This is a genomic window from Sphingomonas aerophila (genome assembly GCF_014199305.1).
Classification (GTDB): domain Bacteria; phylum Pseudomonadota; class Alphaproteobacteria; order Sphingomonadales; family Sphingomonadaceae; genus Sphingomonas; species Sphingomonas aerophila.
In genome coordinates this window covers 196,077-212,869 of sequence record NZ_JACIJK010000008.1, presented here as the reverse complement: position 1 = coordinate 212,869, position 16,793 = coordinate 196,077, and the positions used below count along the sequence as shown (strand labels likewise).

The 16,793-nt window shown below is 63.5% G+C and carries 16 protein-coding genes, 1 tRNA gene and 1 pseudogene; 5 read left to right on the top strand and 13 right to left on the bottom strand.

All coding sequences use genetic code 11. The annotated features are described in order from the left end of the window. A pseudogene (locus FHS94_RS14085) lies at positions 1-242 on the bottom strand (sigma-70 family RNA polymerase sigma factor); the annotation flags it as partial. A gap of 398 nt (positions 243-640) precedes the next feature. After that, positions 641-2,449 (bottom strand): methyl-accepting chemotaxis protein, encoded by a 1,809-nt coding sequence (locus FHS94_RS14080; RefSeq protein WP_184058972.1) that lies wholly within the window; start codon positions 2,447-2,449, stop codon positions 641-643. 184 nt (positions 2,450-2,633) lie between these two features. On the opposite strand from FHS94_RS14080, the gene FHS94_RS14075 reads away from it, so the two are divergent. Continuing rightward, on the top strand, positions 2,634-3,740 hold the full coding sequence (locus FHS94_RS14075; RefSeq protein WP_343055298.1) for a carbohydrate porin: 1,107 nt from the start codon (positions 2,634-2,636) through the stop codon (positions 3,738-3,740). A gap of 60 nt (positions 3,741-3,800) precedes the next feature. On the opposite strand, the gene FHS94_RS14070 is transcribed toward FHS94_RS14075, so the two are convergent. The 3 genes from FHS94_RS14070 to FHS94_RS14060 form a co-directional block, all read right to left on the bottom strand. Then, complete coding sequence (locus FHS94_RS14070; protein WP_184058920.1) at positions 3,801-4,289, bottom strand: EAL domain-containing protein; 489 nt, start codon at positions 4,287-4,289, stop codon at positions 3,801-3,803. A 418-nt stretch (positions 4,290-4,707) separates the two neighbouring features. Continuing rightward, a complete protein-coding gene (locus FHS94_RS14065; RefSeq protein ID WP_184058918.1) occupies positions 4,708-5,934 on the bottom strand; it encodes a hypothetical protein in 1,227 nt (408 codons plus the stop codon). 49 nt (positions 5,935-5,983) lie between these two features. Next, a complete protein-coding gene (locus FHS94_RS14060; protein ID WP_184058916.1) occupies positions 5,984-6,982 on the bottom strand; it encodes a hypothetical protein in 999 nt (332 codons plus the stop codon). Between the two features lie 241 nt (positions 6,983-7,223). Here FHS94_RS14060 and FHS94_RS14055 point away from each other — a divergent pair, with 241 nt between their 5' ends. The 3 genes from FHS94_RS14055 to FHS94_RS14045 are packed head-to-tail and all read left to right on the top strand — an operon-like array spanning position 7,224 to position 9,814. Beyond that, on the top strand, positions 7,224-7,775 hold the full coding sequence (locus FHS94_RS14055) for a hypothetical protein (protein WP_184058914.1): 552 nt from the start codon (positions 7,224-7,226) through the stop codon (positions 7,773-7,775). Continuing rightward, positions 7,775-8,818, top strand: a complete 1,044-nt coding sequence (locus FHS94_RS14050) for a sensor histidine kinase (RefSeq protein WP_184058912.1) — start codon at positions 7,775-7,777, stop codon at positions 8,816-8,818. Before FHS94_RS14055 ends, FHS94_RS14050 begins: the two co-directional genes overlap by 1 nt. A gap of 12 nt (positions 8,819-8,830) precedes the next feature. After that, positions 8,831-9,814: a 3'-5' exonuclease gene (locus FHS94_RS14045; protein ID WP_246348619.1), complete on the top strand. Its 984-nt coding sequence runs from the start codon at positions 8,831-8,833 to the stop codon at positions 9,812-9,814. A gap of 17 nt (positions 9,815-9,831) precedes the next feature. Here FHS94_RS14045 and FHS94_RS14040 read toward each other — a convergent pair whose 3' ends face one another. The 3 genes from FHS94_RS14040 to FHS94_RS14030 all read right to left on the bottom strand — a co-directional run bounded on the left by FHS94_RS14040 (position 9,832) and on the right by FHS94_RS14030 (position 13,096). Then, positions 9,832-11,760 carry a site-specific integrase gene (locus FHS94_RS14040; protein ID WP_184058910.1) on the bottom strand — a complete coding sequence of 643 codons (1,929 nt, stop codon included), beginning with the start codon at positions 11,758-11,760 and terminating at the stop codon, positions 9,832-9,834. Positions 11,761-11,861: 101 nt separating this feature from the next. After that, positions 11,862-11,936: transfer RNA gene (locus FHS94_RS14035), tRNA-Gln, on the bottom strand. Between the two features lie 62 nt (positions 11,937-11,998). Continuing rightward, positions 11,999-13,096, bottom strand: coding sequence for a branched-chain amino acid aminotransferase (locus FHS94_RS14030; RefSeq protein WP_184058908.1), 1,098 nt, complete (start codon positions 13,094-13,096; stop codon positions 11,999-12,001). 41 nt (positions 13,097-13,137) lie between these two features. Here FHS94_RS14030 and FHS94_RS14025 point away from each other — a divergent pair, with 41 nt between their 5' ends. Next, a complete protein-coding gene (locus tag FHS94_RS14025) occupies positions 13,138-13,644 on the top strand; it encodes a MarR family winged helix-turn-helix transcriptional regulator (protein ID WP_184058906.1) in 507 nt (168 codons plus the stop codon). Between the two features lie 10 nt (positions 13,645-13,654). On the opposite strand, the gene FHS94_RS14020 is transcribed toward FHS94_RS14025, so the two are convergent. From FHS94_RS14020 to FHS94_RS14000, 5 genes are all read right to left on the bottom strand, one after another. Beyond that, positions 13,655-14,482 (bottom strand): pyrroline-5-carboxylate reductase family protein, encoded by an 828-nt coding sequence (locus tag FHS94_RS14020; RefSeq protein ID WP_184058904.1) that lies wholly within the window; start codon positions 14,480-14,482, stop codon positions 13,655-13,657. After that, a complete protein-coding gene (locus tag FHS94_RS14015) occupies positions 14,479-14,982 on the bottom strand; it encodes a type III secretion system chaperone family protein (protein ID WP_184058902.1) in 504 nt (167 codons plus the stop codon). The genes FHS94_RS14020 and FHS94_RS14015 overlap by 4 nt, the downstream gene beginning before the upstream one ends. Positions 14,983-15,088: 106 nt before the next feature. Continuing rightward, positions 15,089-15,364 (bottom strand): accessory factor UbiK family protein, encoded by a 276-nt coding sequence (locus tag FHS94_RS14010; protein ID WP_184058900.1) that lies wholly within the window; start codon positions 15,362-15,364, stop codon positions 15,089-15,091. 30 nt (positions 15,365-15,394) lie between these two features. After that, complete coding sequence (locus FHS94_RS14005; protein ID WP_184058898.1) at positions 15,395-15,913, bottom strand: TspO/MBR family protein; 519 nt, start codon at positions 15,911-15,913, stop codon at positions 15,395-15,397. Between the two features lie 110 nt (positions 15,914-16,023). Further along, entirely contained in the window at positions 16,024-16,758 is a 735-nt protein-coding gene (locus tag FHS94_RS14000) for a TlyA family RNA methyltransferase (protein WP_184058896.1), read from the bottom strand. Positions 16,759-16,793: the final 35 nt, after the last annotated feature.

Sequence of the window (16,793 nt, the reverse complement as noted above, 5' to 3'; positions counted from 1 at the left end):
TCATAGGCCTGGATGGCACGATGCACGCCAATCGCGCAGCACTGCTCGGCGTCCTCCCAGTGAGCGGCAAGGCCGTACTGGCGGATGAAGTGGCGGATGCGCGGCCCGATGAGCTTCAGGATGTGGGCAAAGGCCTTGTCCGCGTTGGCGCGCTGACGAGCTGTCTGACGAATGTCGTCCGTGGGCGTGTTCTCGATCACGACGGCGACAGCAGCTTCCAATGCAACAGTGGTCTTCGACATCTTCTGGTTCCCCAACCAGCGAAGCGGAGCAAACTGCTGAGCTTCGATCAGGCCGGTTTGCCGTCGAGAAGTTAACGAGATCACACTTAATCAATGTGCGAGTGGCTCTTGCGCGCAGGAGCTGCCGGCGCGGGGACCGCCACGCCGTCCGCGTCAGGCTGAAAGCAAGCCGGCGAACCTGGGCGCTTAGTAGGCGCTAGGCTCTCGGCCTTACATCGGGAGGTTCCGAACCGAAGCGGGGAGCGCCATGCGTCAGGGGTTAGTCATAGAGCTTGGTGAGCGTTGCGGCGCGCTCGATGATCTCGCCCGTGGTGCGTATCGGACCGCTAGGAAGTGCGAGCCTCGGGCAGGCCGGATTGTCCCAGCTTCTCCTCTGGCCCGCGATGCTGACGAAACGCTTAGAAGGCGTTCCAACCCTCGTCCGCGGTAGGAGGATGCGTAGGCCTGGTCAGCGCTGTGATGGCGGCAGCTGGAAGCGGCTTGACCGGCGAGACATACGCCGAAGCCTTGGCCCGATCCTTCAGATTGGCGCCTCCGGCTGTATCGACGCGAAAGCGCCCGGCCTGCTCACTCAGCGCTTGTACCTCGCCAGACAGATTGCGAGCGGCTGCTGAGGTTTCCTCCACCATTGCGGCATTCTGCTGGGTGGCGTGGTCCATGGTGCCAATCGCGGCTGCAATCTGGGTAATCGCGGATGACTGGGCCTGGTTATCGGTGGCCATCTGGCCAAGCAGCTCATGAACCTGGGCGACGTCGCTCGAGATACGCGAAAGCGCATCGTCCACCTTCTCTACCGCGCCAACCGCGGCCACGACGTCAGTGCTGGTAGCAGTCAGCTGCTCGCGAGCGCGCTTGGCTTCTTCTTCCGAACGCATGGCCAGCGCACCCACCAGGTCCGCAACGACCGCAAAGCCGCGCCCCGCCTCGCCAGCGCGCCCAGCCTCGACCGCAGCGTTCATTGCCAACACACGGGTCTGAAAAGCGATCTTGTCGAGCCCTTCGATCACGCTGTCGATACCCTTGGCACTCTCGGCAACGCGGTTCATTGCTGCCATCGCGCCGCTAGCGAGCTCGCGCCCGTCCGAAACGGTTCCCATTGCCCCGTCTGCCCGGGTGACGGTCTGTGTTGCGGCATTCGCGGATGCTCGAAGGCGACCGTCGATCTGCGCGATTGCAGCCGATGTCTGTTCGAGCGAGGCCGCATTGCTTTCGGTCCGTCGCGCAAGGTCCTCAGAGGCCTGCGCAATCTCGCTCGAGCCCGTCCGGATCGAGTGGGCGCTGTCCGTTACCGAGCCAATCAACTCGCGCAAACCCGCGAGTGCCGCGTTGAAGTTCGTCTTGAGCGTGTCAAACGGCACTGCAAGCTCGGCGTTCACCGAGACGGTCAGGTCGCCCGCCGCAAGTGCGCTGAGCCCGTTGCCGATGCTGTCAACAATCAGGCGCGCCTGTGCGTCCTTGGCTGCCTCGGCCGCGTTGAGCTGGCCACGAAAGCTTTCGATAGCACCCGCAAGGGCACCCAGTTCGTCGCGGCGGTCGGTCAGACCCACGGTTGTCGAGCGGTCCCCGGCAGCAAGCTTCCCGACCGAGGAGACCAGGTCGAGCAACGGCTTGACCAGATGCGAGCGCACCTGGCGGGCCAGGAACAACGCTCCGCCGACGGCTGCAGCCAATGTCAGCAGCAGCACAGCCATTGCGATCCTGCCAAGCGATTCCGCAGAACCAGACACGGTCAGCGAGTATGCGCTGATGGCGTCGCTCGCGGACTCCATCGTGCCCTCAAGGACGTGGAATTCGCGTACAAAGTCCTTGAGTTCAGCGTCCGCGGCGTTTGGATTGTTAGCGGCGAGCTCAGAAATCTGCTCCGCCTCTCGAACGTAGCTGTCGACTCCCTGTACGAGTTTGGAGGTCGCGGCCGAGACCTCGGGCGAGCTCTTGAAGGCGACATCAGTGTCGACGTTCACCTTCAGCGACTTTGCATGCTCGGTGAGGTCCTTACGCACATCGGCGATGACGAGGCCGCTTTTCGGGTCGCGCGCCTGAAGCGCCGCCAGCACGTCCGCACGAATGGCGTCGTGCATCATGTCGGCGTTCATGTGATTTCGGAGAAGCTCGGAGGCTTCCTGCTGATCACGCAGCGCTGCGCTCTGCTGCCACGTCGACCAGACGCCGGCTCCGCCGCACAACACCACCAACCCCACGATCGCCATACTTGCCTTGCGGGCAGCTTTGTCCAGCGATGTCGTGCTCACGTCGGTTCTCTCCACGATACTCTCAGCAGCATTATAGGACGCTGTTAGATCGATCTTCAGGAATGGCCTGTAAAAGTCGCCTTCGACGGGAGAGGGCAACAGGATGAACTACCGAGTACTTGCAGCGGTGGGAGCATTGCAGGTGCTCACCTCTATGCCGGCATTTGCAGAAGATCCTGTGCAGCTCGACCTGACACACAAGGTCGATGTCGTAGGGGTTGGATCCGCGGATCGCGGCGAGCAGATCTACTATCTGGATAACCTCGACCTGACAGGAACAGCCGAACTTGAGCCGCTGATTGGTTGGACGGGCGGGACGCTGCACGTTCACCTGCTAAACAATCTGGGCGGCCAGCCAAATAACAGGGCGGCAACCCTACAGGGCGTCAACAATATCGAGGTTGAGAGCCATCGCTTTCGCCTATTTGAAGCATGGTTCGAGCAGAAACTCGGCGAGCACACTTCGGTCCGCGCCGGCCTCTATGATCTGAACAGCGAGTTCTACCAGAACGACGCTTCTGGTCTCCTGATTGCACCCGCCTTTGGCGTCGGATCTGAGATCGCCGCGACGGGGCCAAATGGCCCGTCCATCTTCCCGTCGACTGCGCTCGCTGTGCGTATCGATCAGCGGGTTGGCGAGACTGGCTTCGCGCGTGCTGCGGTATTGAATGCGAGTGCTGGCACCCTTGGCGATCCGCACGGCGTCAACCTGACCTTCGATGATGGCGCACTGCTGATTGGCGAAGTCGGTGTCGAGAAGGAAGGAAGGGGCAGGATCGCTCTCGGGATGTGGACCTACACACTTGGTCAAGAGGATGTCCGCGCCACAGACGCATCCGGCGCCCCCCGTTCCCGCAGCGCGCATGGCGCGTACCTGACGGTCGAGGCCCCTTTGGCTGAGGCGCTAAGCGGGTTTGTCCGAGTTGGAATCTCGGATGGGCATACCACCCCATTTCATGGCGGCTGGCAGGCAGGTGTGCTGCTGAGCCCGGCCGTGACCGGCCGCCCTGACAGCCAGTTCTCGTTGGGCGTCAATCAAGCCTATCTCGCCGCGGACTGGCGTAAGAACCTTCGCGATGAGCGGGTCGATCCTGCTCATGCAGAGAGCGCACTCGAGATTACTTACTCGGATCGGCTGTCGAGCCACGTGACCATTCAGCCCGATCTGCAGCTCGTGCTAGACGCGGATGGCGACCGCGGGCGCGAGCCAGTCGTGGTCGCTGGCCTACGTGCTAAGATCGAGATCTAAGGCATTCGGCCGAGCTTACGTGTTAGGCCACGAGATCCTCGGTACGTCAGGCCATAGGCTTCAGCCACTGCTCCGAAGAGAGGTTCCTGGTGAAGATAAGTAACGGCCTACGATATCAGATGCAGGCATGGGGCGCCCGTAACGGTACCCCTGTGCTTCGAGACAGCCGAGCTCGATCAACGCCGCTTCCTGCTCAGCATTTTCAACACCTTCGGCGATCACGCTAAGCCTGAGGCTTGTTGCCATCCTGATCACCGCTTCGACGATAGCTGCGTCGCCAGCCTTACGATCGATACGCGAGATGAAACTACGATCGATCTTCAGCCGCGTTAGAGGATATTTTTGCAGCAGGCTGAGAGAGGCAAATCCGGTACCGAAATCATCAAAGGCAATGCCAACCCCTGCCCCCTTCAATCTCTTCAGCGCCTTGGTGGACTGGCTGTCGTGCCGCAGAACCGTCGTTTCTGTGATCTCCAGTTCCAATTGCGCGATCGGTCCTTCTCCCGCTTGTGCCGGTCGGGCGAAAACATGCGTGTAGCTGGCGTCCAAGCACCAGACTTCACCAATGTGAAGCCATGTCGAGAGCGTCGGCTGAGACTCGTCCGTTCAGGTGAAGTCGCCGATCTGGCCTGCGCAGTCGCGACTAGGCTGACACTGCGCCGAGGCCTTGCGCGGTCCGTCTTTGCTATAAGCTCGCCAACTGGGACTATCGGCAACTACGACACCTTCGGCGTCAACTTCCCACACCGCCTGCGCCCAACTCTCGATCAGCAGGCGGTGCCGCGTTTCACTTTCGCGGAGAGAGAGCTCTGCCCGGACTTGCGCAGTGGTCTCCTTCAAGGTCCACAGGACGCCAGCCACGCTCCCGCTTTCATCACGAACCGGAGGTACTGGCTGGCGCGAGAATGGTCGCGAGCGACGATGCATCCCAGGTCACGGCGGAGAACGCCGGCTGAGTTCTGGTGAGCTACTTCGACAAGAACGTGACAAGACCGATGGCGGCCAAGAGAAGAACAGCGATAACCCCGCTGCAAAAGGACGCCCGCTCGAAACCCCGTTCGGCTGCCTTGACGGGGTCGGCCACCATCCGTTGGTACTCGTCTTCAGCGAGGAACCTGTAGAGTCGATCGCGCCAATCGCGCCGTAGGTCCTGCTGGATGGTTAGAAAGTGCCATCCGGACCAGATGACGACGCCGACGTAGATCGCCAGAGCGATGCCAATGGCAACCGCGGCCGGCGCGACGAACCTCGCATCCTTGCTGAGGGTCACCCTGGCGATGATCAGGCCGACGTTCCCGACTGCCGACGTGGTGACCGCAGCGACCATCGCCCGGGTCGCGTCGGACAGTCTGGCCGTCTCGTCAGACACCGCCTTGCGAAGGTCGCTGAGCGTCTTGAGCGCGTCGCGGCTCTGCTGTGAGACGCCAAACCCATACGCAATCCGCGCGCCCTCGAGAGCGCTGGGCATGAGCGCAGCCAGGATCGGGAGATCTCCGTCGCGCATCGACGTCCGAGCCACCTCGGCAGCAAGCAGCCCGTGGCGGTTCTCGAGTTCACGGGAGCTCTCGTAAACCCATCCAGCGGCCCGTTGAAGCGAAGAGAAAGACTGCACGTCCACGCGCTCCGCGCCATCGTTCGCGAACCGCGTGGTCGGCGGCCCGCGGAACAGCAGCCGGCCATCCGTTTCGACCTCCTGCGCCAATGCCCGTGAGAGAGCCCTGGCCGCGTCGGAACGCCAAGGGGACAAAAGCGAGCCAGACACGTCGGTGTCAGGATCGCGCAGCAGCCACCTTCCGACGGACTCGAGCGGATCGCCAGATCCCAGAATTCTAACCACCCGGGACGGTTCGGTCACAGACTCCGGCCGGAAGTCGCCCGCATCATCCCAAGGGCGCCAGCTGACCGCCACCGTGTCGATGACGCGCTCAAGCCCGTGCACCCAGATAATCGGTTCGGCAGGAGCCCGCGCACGTATCTCATCGAAACCGACACGGGTAAGCACTGGATAGATGCCGTCCGGCACTGCCGGCTTCGACGCTACCAGCTCAATCCCGACTGCTTCACCGTCCAACTCTTCGACGCGAAGATCGCCACCTTCGTCGGCGATGCGGGAGATAGCGAACCCCGCGGAGTTCAGCAGTGGCAGAAGCGCGAAAGCGTCGGCACCCCCGAGCTGATACAGCGCCAGCTGCATCCGCGTTTCGCTGACCGTGGCATGCCCGGCCTTCGCGAGGGCGTCTACCCTATTGGCGAGTTCTGATCGCAAGGGTGCCATCTTCTACGATATGTCGTGTAGTGACGGTGAACGTCGTCACACCGTCACGTTCCACCCTGGTGACGTTCTGGTTCAGCTGCTCCGCCGGGTACTCGATCCGCACCTCCTCGGCGGTCCGCACGAACTCACGCGGGCGGAGCTGAAAGATCCTTCCCTCTGGTGCGAACGCTACCTCCTCCAGACCCTGGCGGCGAAGATGCATTCTCGTCTTCCGCTCAATCCGGGCGACGGCCCGCTCATCGGCGGGTCTATCCGCCGCGTGCAATGCGGCGTCGACGACATCATCGTTGGTGACGGGCGTCCGCGCCTGCAGCGACTGCTTCATGCGGCGAAGCGCTGCCCCGACACCGCCAGGCGGCAGATCGTCGGCCACGTCCCGGAGAGCCGCCCGCATCGCTTCGTGAAGCCGATCGCTCAGCTCGGCGTCCGTCTTGTCACGTGAGACGCCTAGGTATCGGGCGAAGTAGTCTGTGAGATCGGGCGCTTGATGCATCCGGTCCGAAGCGGACACCATCGGCTGTGCCGTTCCGTCGATGAGGCGGACAATGCAGATCTTCTGCATCGCTTTCCGCTCCTTCACAAATGCCTGCACGATGGCCCGCAGAACGCTGCGGCCGTCCTGTTGCGACAATTCCACGACCTCACGGTAGTCGTATTTGATCATCGCATAAAAGCGCGTGTTCGGTCCGGCATCGAGTTGGAACACGAAAAAGGCGCCGCTTGCAGCCTGACGAACGTGATCCCGAGCGAAAAGCTGCGCGAGCTCCTGACCGCCTGCCTCGAACGTCACGGCGCCACGGGCCATCTTCTCGAGGATGGGGCGGACCATTGACGTGTCCTCGAACCGATGCACCGCATCGGCAGCTTCATCGAGAATCCTTAGCCGGAAGAATGCCTCCTCCTGAACCGGCACCTCAGGCTCCGGGGCGAATGCCTCGTCCTGTCGGCCGATGACGTGAAGGATCATCCTAGTGACGCGAAGACTGTCTTGCTCCTCTTCGACGAAAAAAGACAATTCCATCCCCCGTTGACCTAAGCCCGGATAACCGAACCGACCTGCGCGAACAACGCGGCGCTCTGCGCATCTGCGACCAGCTTGGTTCCAATCTCAAAAAGCAGCATCGGTCGTCCCGATCCGAGCCATCCAGCCGCCAAAGAAATCTCGGCCCAATGAGTCGAATATGTTCTCTGTCTGTTCTGTTTTTCGGATGAAGTCCATCCTGAAAAAGGAGGCGGTGAACGTGCGCAACGTGGCGCTGGAAAGCGAGATCGCGACTCAGGAGCGCAACCTGGTCGGCCCATTGTCCCTCTGGCGGCGGCTGCCCGCTTCGGCCTTCATCGAAGAGGAGGAGGAAATCGCGTCGGCGGTGACCAGCCTGGTCACGGCGACCAAGCTCGCACCCGACTGGCTGATCTCCGAGATCCTGTTGCAGGAGTCGACCGCGGCGGCCTCGGTCTGGAACGAACTCTGCGTCCGCTTCGACGTCATCGATGGACTCAACGCCGGCATCGCCGGCGACGTGGCCGGCAGCTGCGCCGCGCTCGCGGCGACTCAGTCCGATGCGCTTGGTCTCATCCACCTCCTGAACCGGCTGAGCCAACCACTCGTACGCGTGCACCTCGGCGAGCGGCTGAGCGTCGCCGCCAGCTGGATCGGTCGTTGCGGCGTGCTGCTCAACGCGTCGACGCTGAGCCAGGTCGACTGGAATCGGCACCGCTTTCTGACCCACTCCACCGCCATCGACGGAGCACCGTTCTGATGTCCGCACTTGTTGATCGTATCGCACCTCCGCCCGCCACCAAGGTCATCGTGCCACAATCACGGCGAGAGCTTCACGAGTACAATCCACCCGCAGTCCCGGACGCGACCATCGAAGACGTGATCGAGCACGACGCGGAATGCGTCACCACGCTGACGCTCGACGGCCGGGTTCGGGGCATCAACCGTGTAGGTTGCCGGCTGATGGAGTTCGCCGATCCCGCCGAAGTTTCCGGACGGGCGTGGCGCGATCTCTGGCCAGTCGAGGCGAGAATGACGATCGACGACGCGTTCCGGCGCGCCGTTGCGGGCGAAGCCGTGCGCTTCGACCTCGCGCGGCCGTCACCTGCAATGCCGGACCGCTGGTGGGAGACCACCATTACGAGCATCGAGGATGGTCGTGGCCAACCGGTGGCGTTCATCGCCGCCTCCCGGGACATCACGGATCGAATGCAGGCACTTCAGGCCATGCAGGCGGTCGTCGAGGAGATGCAGCACCGATTGAAGAACACCTATGCCGTAGCGTCCGGCATGGTGTCGGCATTCGCTCGCGGCGCTCCTGAGCGGGAGGCGTTCGCCGAGGAGATGGCTTCTCGCCTGGCGGCCCTCGGCACCGCCCAGCAATTGTACCACCGTGAAGATCGCGAACGAAGGCCAATCGCACAGCTCGTGCCCACACTGGTGGCGTCGTTCGCGACGCCCGCGTGCCCCATCGTCGCACGTCACCTGCCCGGCACTCTGGATCATGGACAGGCCGATGCGGTAGCGTTGGTGCTCGGCGAACTCGCGGTGAACAGCACCAAGCACGGTGCCTTGAGCGGTATGGGCGCGATCAACGTCACGTCGGAGGATCGTGGCGGCCGCGTGGAGATCCGCTGGTCGGAACGCGGCTCACGCCGCGTCGCGGCAACTGTTCGGGACGGCGGTCAGGGCATGACCTTGATGCGCCGCATCGTCGCGGCGCGACGTGGATCGCTCGACATGCAGTGGAAAGCTTATGGCCTAACCGCAATCATCGGCTTTCCGAAAGCGTCCATCCGGTAAGAGATGGCGGAAATGGACGAGGATCATGATCAACTGGCCGCCCGCGGTACGTCGTCGGCCGCCCCCGACGCGTTCGACCGAATGCTGGAAGCTTGTTCCGCCTGGCTGACGAGCGACGCCGATCGTCAGGAACAGCTGGCCACGACACTGCACGCCACCGGCAACTACCGCATCCTGCGACGCCTACGGCCGGCGCAGCCGCTCGATCGGCTGCCCGACGGCGCCCGGCTCGGCATCGTGCTCGACGTCGAGACCACTGGCGTGGACGCAGCCCTGGACGAGATCATCGAACTCGCGATGGTCCCCTTCGCCTACACGATCGACGGTCAGGTGCTCGGCACGCTTGCGCCATTCCATGCCTACCGTCAGCCGACGACATCCATCCCTGACGAGATCTCGGCGCTGACCGGGATCACCGACGCGATGGTCGCTGGCCAGGCAATCGACTCCGACGCAGTCGCCGCCTTCATAGCCGAGGCCGTGGTCGTGATCGCGCACAACGCGCGCTTCGACCGCCGCTTCGTGGAGCGGTCCTGGCCGTGCTTTGCCAACATCGCCTGGGCTTGCTCGATGTCGCAGGTCGACTGGCGCGCCGAAGGCTTCGAGGGAACCAAGCTCGCCTACCTGCTGGCAGGTACAGGCTTCTTCCACGAGGGCCATCGTGCGACGGATGACTGCCTGGCGACGGTCGCCCTACTCGGCGCGGCGCTGCCATCAGGGGCCACAGGTCTCGACGCGCTACTGCGGCGCGCACGTGAGCCATCGTGGATCATTCACGCGGAGCATGCGCCATTCGAGCGCAAGGACCTGCTGAAGCGGCGCGGCTACCGCTGGTCTGGCAACGACGGGGTCCCCGCAAAGTGCTGGTGGCGCGAAGTGCCCGATGACGGAATGGAAAATGAACGCTCGTTCCTCGACGATGAGATCTACGGCTACAAGGCCGACCCGATCATTCGGCGAGTGACAGCGTGGGAGCGGTTCTCGGATCGGTGCTGATCAGACCGGAATCGACTCTACCGACCAAGGCGCACCCGCGTTTGGCCCCGCGAGGCGGAGTCCCTCGGCTTCCTTAGATCGTCAGGGAGGATGTTCGTCGGGTAGGCAACCAACTGATCGGTGACCACAGGGATGAGATCCACGACCTCCTTCAACCGGCGAAGGGACGCTGCCTTGGAATAACGGCCGCCGGTTTCGCTGGTGATCGTATGGCCGAGCAGATCGGCTCGCTCCTCCTCGAATACCCGCTTCTCCTTCAGCTCCGTGGCAACCGTGTGCCGGATGGAGTGCACCGACTGACCGGGTTTGACGAAGTCTAGGCACTTGGCGATCGGCGTCCACCATCGCTTGTAGAAGGTATCGCCCTGCGCCGATCGCGAGCTTGTCGCCCGCAGCTCGGGAAAGAGCATCGTCTCCTGCGCTGCACGCAAAGCCGCGACGTACTCGACGAGGCCGAGGCGAAGCAGTTCGGCGGCGAGCGGCACGCGGCGCACCGCAGCTCGGTTCTTGAGGCGCATGTCTTCGAAGTTGCGGACATTGAAGTACCATATGCCGCCTTCCTGCAGGATGTCCTCGAGGCGAAGCTGGCCCATCTCCTGCCGGCGCATGCCGGTGTACCAGGCGATCAGGAGCAGCCAGTAACCGGCATCGTGCCAGATCTCCGCCCCCGGCGAGAGCCGATAGGTCACGGACTTGCAGCCTGACCAGATGGGCAAGCGGAACATCGCTTTGCCCTGGTCCACCGTGTACGCCTCCCGCTCGTTGCGGGCATCGCGATCGTCCTCGAAGAGGAATGCCTTCCAATCGATCTCGGCCATCGACGGCACGGCCTTCCTCGCCCATTGCACCAGTTCCCGAAGGAACAGGAAATGGCGGTTCGTGGTCGTGGTGATCAGACCGATGGCATCCTTCGACATCGTGCCAAGAGCAACCGCCTCTTCGGCCTCCCGGCAGATCGCCTCGAGCGTCATGGGGCCGTGTCGCGGGCTCTTGTGGTGACTGGTCGGCAGGCGCGCGAACTGACCGTTCAACGTCAGCACATCTTCATGGGTCAGCCGGTGCAACGGCCGGTCGCCGTAGCTCTTCTGCAGCAGCCGTGCCGAAGCGAGGAACTGCGACCGCGTCTTGTCGGTCCACCGGGCCTTCCGCTTGCCGTCGACGTCGCCCATGATCTTTGGGTTGTCAGCGATGAACTTTTCCGCCGCGGCAACCGGACCGAGCGTCGCGAAGGCCGGCGGAATGATCGGTGCCGCAGGTGGCTCGACGAGCTTCGTTGATGCGACGGGTGTCGCAACCTCGCCGTAGAAGCTGATCGGGTCATCAAGGCGTTGGCGGAACTCGCGCGCCGCGGCGAGCTTGCCCTCGAAGATCGCCTTTCGCGCCAGAGCGATGGCCACTGGCCCGGCGTCAGCGCCGACACGTGCCGCCTCCGCCTCTGCCGCGGCGAGGGTCCCGGCAACGGGACTGGGCGTCATGCGGAACATCTGGAAGATCCCTTCTCGTTGCTCCTCATTGAGGTCCGAGAAGCGACCATCGACATATTCCCGAGTGCCGGCCTGCGGGGGCACTCCATGAAGAATAAAGTCGCCCAGCATGCGCTCGTAGATCTCGACCAAATCCGTGATCAGTTCGGAGGCTTCGTCGGGGTCGGTCCGTTGAAACTGGACGTGGTTGCGGTCCAACTCGTCGCGCAGGTTCACAAGCGCCTTGCGGAAGATGTCCGCCTTCTGGTCGGTCGTCAGGCCCGAAGCGCGAGCCTCCTTCTCCACCTTCATCCGCAGCGTCTCGCTTCCCGTCGTCATGGCGCAGGCCATGCGGCGAGCGACGGACTGATTGGTCGTCCGCAGGCTCAAACGTACGGTTGAGGCCTTACCATCCTGAAAACGAAGGGTCCGCCGCCAGTAATAGACGGCGCCGCGACGTTCGACGTTCTGAATGGCGGGCATGCCAGGCTCCACACGGAGTGGTCACACCTACCGGACCACTCCGGCAGGCAGATCCTGGATAGTCACGCTTTCGCAGAGACTTGCGGGCAAGACCGCAAGTATGGCTGGGGCGGCAGGATTCGAACCTGCGTATGACGGTACCAAAAACCGTTGCCTTACCGCTTGGCGACGCCCCAACTCGGGCGCCGCTCTAGGCAATGAAGGCCGAGTGCGAAAGCCCCCTTGTGCTCACTGGGGATCAGATTGGCTGAACCCAGCCCTCCGGCCCCTTCGCCGTGCCACGCTGGATCGCTTCCAACGCTGAACGCAGGCTCATGGTAAGCTGTCCGGGGCCACCGCCGCCGATGGTGAACGTAGCGTCACCATCGGTGACCTGCCCGATGGGGGTGACCACGGCTGCGGTCCCGCAGGCGAACGATTCGACGAGCTTTCCACTTTCCGCATCGGCTCGCCACTGATCGGCAGCGTAAGGCGCCTCGGTGACGGTTAGCCCCATGTCGCGGGCCAGCGTGATTAGCGAATCGCGCGTGATGCCGGGCAGGATGGTGCCTGTCAGCGGCGGCGTGCGCAGCGTGCCATCGGCGAACACAAAGAAGATGTTCATGCCGCCCAGTTCCTCGACCCAGCGGCGTTCGACGGCATCAAGAAAGACCACCTGATCGCAGCCGCGCTTGATCGCCTCTGCTTGGGCAAGCAAACTCGCGGCGTAGTTGCCGCCACACTTCGCGGCGCCCGTTCCGCCGGCCGCGGCGCGGCTGTGTTCGCGAGAGATCCACAGCGACACAGCGCGTGGCGGCCCCTTCCAATAAGCCCCCACCGCCGACGCGATCACCATGTAATGGTATTCGGCGGATGGCTTGACGCCCAGGAACACTTCGCTCGCGATCATGAACGGCCGCAGGTAAATGGAGCCGCCCTCGATTTCCGGCATCCAGTCGCGGTCCGCCCGCACCAGCGCCCGGCACGACTCGACGAACAGATCTTCGGGCAATTCGGGCATTGCAAGCCGCCGCGCGGAGTTCTGAAAGCGACGCGCATTCGCATCCGCACGGAACAGCGCAAAGCGATCGTCAGCCAGGCGGTACGCCTTCAGCCCTTCGAAGATCTCCTGCGCATAGTGAAGCACCGCCGTCGATGGATCCATGGTCAGCGGAGCCCGCGCGACGATCCGTGCCTTGTGCCAGCCCTTGTCCTCCGACCAGCGGATGCTTGCCATGTGATCGGTGAATACGCGGCCGAACCCCGGGTCCAGCAGACGCTCGCCTCGTGCGGCCACGTCCAACGGGGCGGGAGACGGTTCGAACTCGAAAGCGGCGGCGGCGAGATCGGCTGGCATCAATTTCTCTGGTTCTGCGGGGTTGCCGTCGCGTAGGACCGATGGCTAAACGGGTCAACGTGTCTGCCGTGCCGTCCCCCGCATCGCCCCTATTCCTGCGCGAGCCGGAACTTCGTCGTGGCATGGAGCTGCTGTACTTCGGGTACAGTCATTATACTCGGTCGATCGATGAGGACCTCGCGCGTTACGGTTTGGGCCGCGCGCATCACCGGGCTGTGTACTTCATCGCGCGCCGACCAGGGCTGACGGTAAGCGAGCTGTTGTCGATCCTGGCGATCACGAAGCAATCGCTCGGCCGCGTGCTGAACGAGTTAACGGAGCGCCAGTTGGTCGAGACCCGGCCCGGTGAGCGAGACCGTCGGCAGCGGCTGCTGTTCCTGACCGAAGCTGGCAGCAAGATGGAAACCGAATTGTTCGAAGCGGGCCGTAAGCGCATGAGCGCGGCCTATGCTCGCGCTGGCCAGAACGCCGTGTCAGGCTTCTGGGCGGTATTGGAAGGGCTGGCACCCGAGGCCGATCTGCCTGTGCTCGACGCGCTTCGGCGCTGATCCGAGCCGATCAGCCGCGCGCGGCGGCGGCCATTTCCCGATTGCGGCGCGTCGCGGCATCGAGCGTCCGTCTCAGCAGTTCCACCAGGGCGTGATCGCGGTCGAGGACGTCCAGCCCTTCACCGGTGGACCCACCCTTGCTCGCCACCTTGTTTGCGAGTTCGCCCGGCGCTTCGTGCGCCGCGCTGGCCATGATCGCGGAGCCAGCCACGGTCGCGAGGGCCAGCCTGCTGGCTTGGTCCGGCGACAAGCCGAGCTCTATCCCTGCCGCTCCCAACGCGTCGATGAACCTGAAGAGGAAGGCGGGACCCGACCCGGCAAGGGCCGTCAGGACATCAAACAGGCCCTCATCGTCGATCCACTCGCACAGGCCCAGCGGTGTCATGAGCGTGTCGGTGACCGCCCTCACTTCGGCGGACGCCGCTACGGTATGAAGCCCGACGACGCCCTTGCCGATCGCGACCGGCAGGTTCGGCATTGCGCGCACGATTGTAGCGTTCGGCCACAAACGGGCGAGAGTCCCGACTTCCACACCGGCAAGAATGGAGATGAGCAGCTTGGGCGCGAGCAACCCCAGGTCGCGCGCATGGACCTGCGCCAGCTGTTGCGGCTTCATTGCGAGGATCACGGTGTCGAAGGTTGCAGTTCCCGTACTGCTTCCTCCGCGAAACTCGCGAACCATCTGCACGCCGTCCGGCACCGCACGCCCGCTTGGCGTCAGCACGGTGACCTTATCCGGGCTAAGCCCCGCATCGATCCAGCGCGTCAGCATCGCGCCGCCCATGTTGCCGCAGCCGACCATCAGCACGCGGCCGACATCGGCCAGCGACGCGTTCATGCCTCGCCCTGGGTCTCGATCAGCGCGGCGGCGAGCGCTTCCTTGGGGCTCTTGCCGCCCCACAGGACGAACTGGAACACCGGGTAGAAGCGCTCGCATTCGTCAACGGCGCTGTCCACAATCAGCTCCGCCGCGCTCAGCGACAGTTCGGCTTCTTCGCCACCGTCAACCAGTGCTGCATGGCGATAGAGCAGGGTTCCCGACGACGACCAAAGCTCGAAATGCCCAAGCCAGAGCTGTTCGTTCACAAGGCCTATCGCCTCGTACACGCCCGCGCGACGATCGTCCGTGACCTTGATGTCGGGAAAGGCCAGTAGTTGGAGGACACCGTCCTCCTCACGCCACAGCGCCCGCAGTTCATAGGTCGTCCAGCTGCCTTTGACGCTGGCAACGATCTCCTCGTCACTGCGGCTGTGTTCCCACCCGTGCGCGGCAAAATATGCCTCCAGCATGTCGAGCGGCGCGGCGTCATCGGTATCGTGATTGGCTTGGTTTAGCATGCTCACCTACCCTTATCGCACAGAGCAGGCTGACAACGCAAAGCGCCCAGCACCACCCCGCCCGCGCGAGCAGGGGACGAAAGTGTGGAAGAAGATGTGGATAAGCTCAGGCAGTGGGGACCGGAACGTCGCTCACGGGACCACTACGCGCTTCGATCGCGTCGAGCCGGGCGCGCAGCGCGTCATTCTCGTCACGCGCGGCAACCGCCATGGCCTTGACCGCTTCGAACTCCTCGCGAGAAACGAAATCCAGTCCGCCGATCCACTCACGCGCACGCTCACGCGCGCCAGCCTGCGCTTCACGCGTAACGCCGGCAACCGTACCCGCGGCGCCGTTCACGAGCTTCACCAGATCTTCAAACATCCGGTTGTCTGACTGCATTGCGTGTCGCCTGCCTAAATGGAATTGTGTTCAGAGCATTTGGGAAGTGCGGCTGCTCGGCGCAAGCGTTTCCGCCTCTGGATTGAGCCGCCCGATGCTCCAGGTCAGCACACCCGCGAAGCTGATCCAGATGAGGTACGGGACCATCAGCCATGCCGCGACTTGCCGTATGCGCGAGAAGAGCACGGTTGTTGCAATGGCGAGCGCCAGCATGACCACGATCAGGCCCAGCGCTGCACGAATGCGGTGCGCACCAAAGAACAGCGGCTGCCACCCGAGGTTGGCCGCGAGTTGCGCCACGAATAGCGCGATCGCCACCCCCCGGCCCCGCGCGCCACGCGCGTTGAGCACGATCGCAAGAGCGAGGCCGAGCAGAACGTAAAGGAGGCTCCAGGCAACCGGAAACATCCAGCCTGGCGGCGTCAGCGCCGGCTTCTCAAGCGCAACATACCACGGGTTGCTGCTACCGGCCGGAACCGACCGCCCCGACGCAAAGCCGAGCAACAGCACGCCCGGCACCGTTACGACTGCCCAACGCAGGAATGACATCCTGAGCTGAGTTTTCGAAGCGATACCCCCCACGCATGTTCTCCGCCCTGTTTATACCACCTCTTGGCGTGTCCGACGCCGCGCCGCAAGACGAACCGAACCGGGTCGGTTCACTTGGAGCAAGCCGCAAGCAGGAATTCGACGTTACCCTCGGGGCCGGTGATCGGGCTTTGGGCCACTGCCTGCACCGTCCACCCCTGCGCTTCGAACCAGTGCGCAACTTCATCGCAAACCCTGGCGTGCACTGCGGGGTCGCGAACGACGCCCCCCTTGCCGACATCCTCACGCCCGGCTTCGAACTGCGGCTTGACCAACACCAACGCACGCGCGCCCGCCTTGGCAAAGGTCAACGGCCGTTCAAGCACCTTGGCAAGACCGATGAAGCTGGCATCACAGACGATGAGGTCCACGACCTCCGGAATGTGATCAGGGGTCAGGACACGCGCGCTGGTCTGTTCGAGCACAACCACCCGCGGGTCTTCGCGCAATTTCCAGGCAAGCTGATTCGTGCCGCTATCGACTGCATAGACCCGTGCCGCCCCCCGGGTGAGCAGGACATCGGTAAAGCCGCCAGTCGACGAACCGACATCGATCGCCACGGCGCCGGTCACGTCCCACCCAACTTGGTCGAGGCCATGCGCAAGCTTGATCCCGCCGCGCGACACCCAGGGGTGATCGCGTCCGCGTACGTCCAGTTCGACGTCGGAGGCGACGGCTTGCCCCGGCTTGTCGACCTTGCGGGTTCCGACAAACACCAACCCGGCCATGATCAGGGCCTGCGCGCGCGTCCGGCTTTCGGCCAGACCGCGATCAACAAGAAGTTGGTCAGCCCGAATCTTCGGCATCAGCGGTCGATCGAGAAAACAGAGCGGGTCACCAG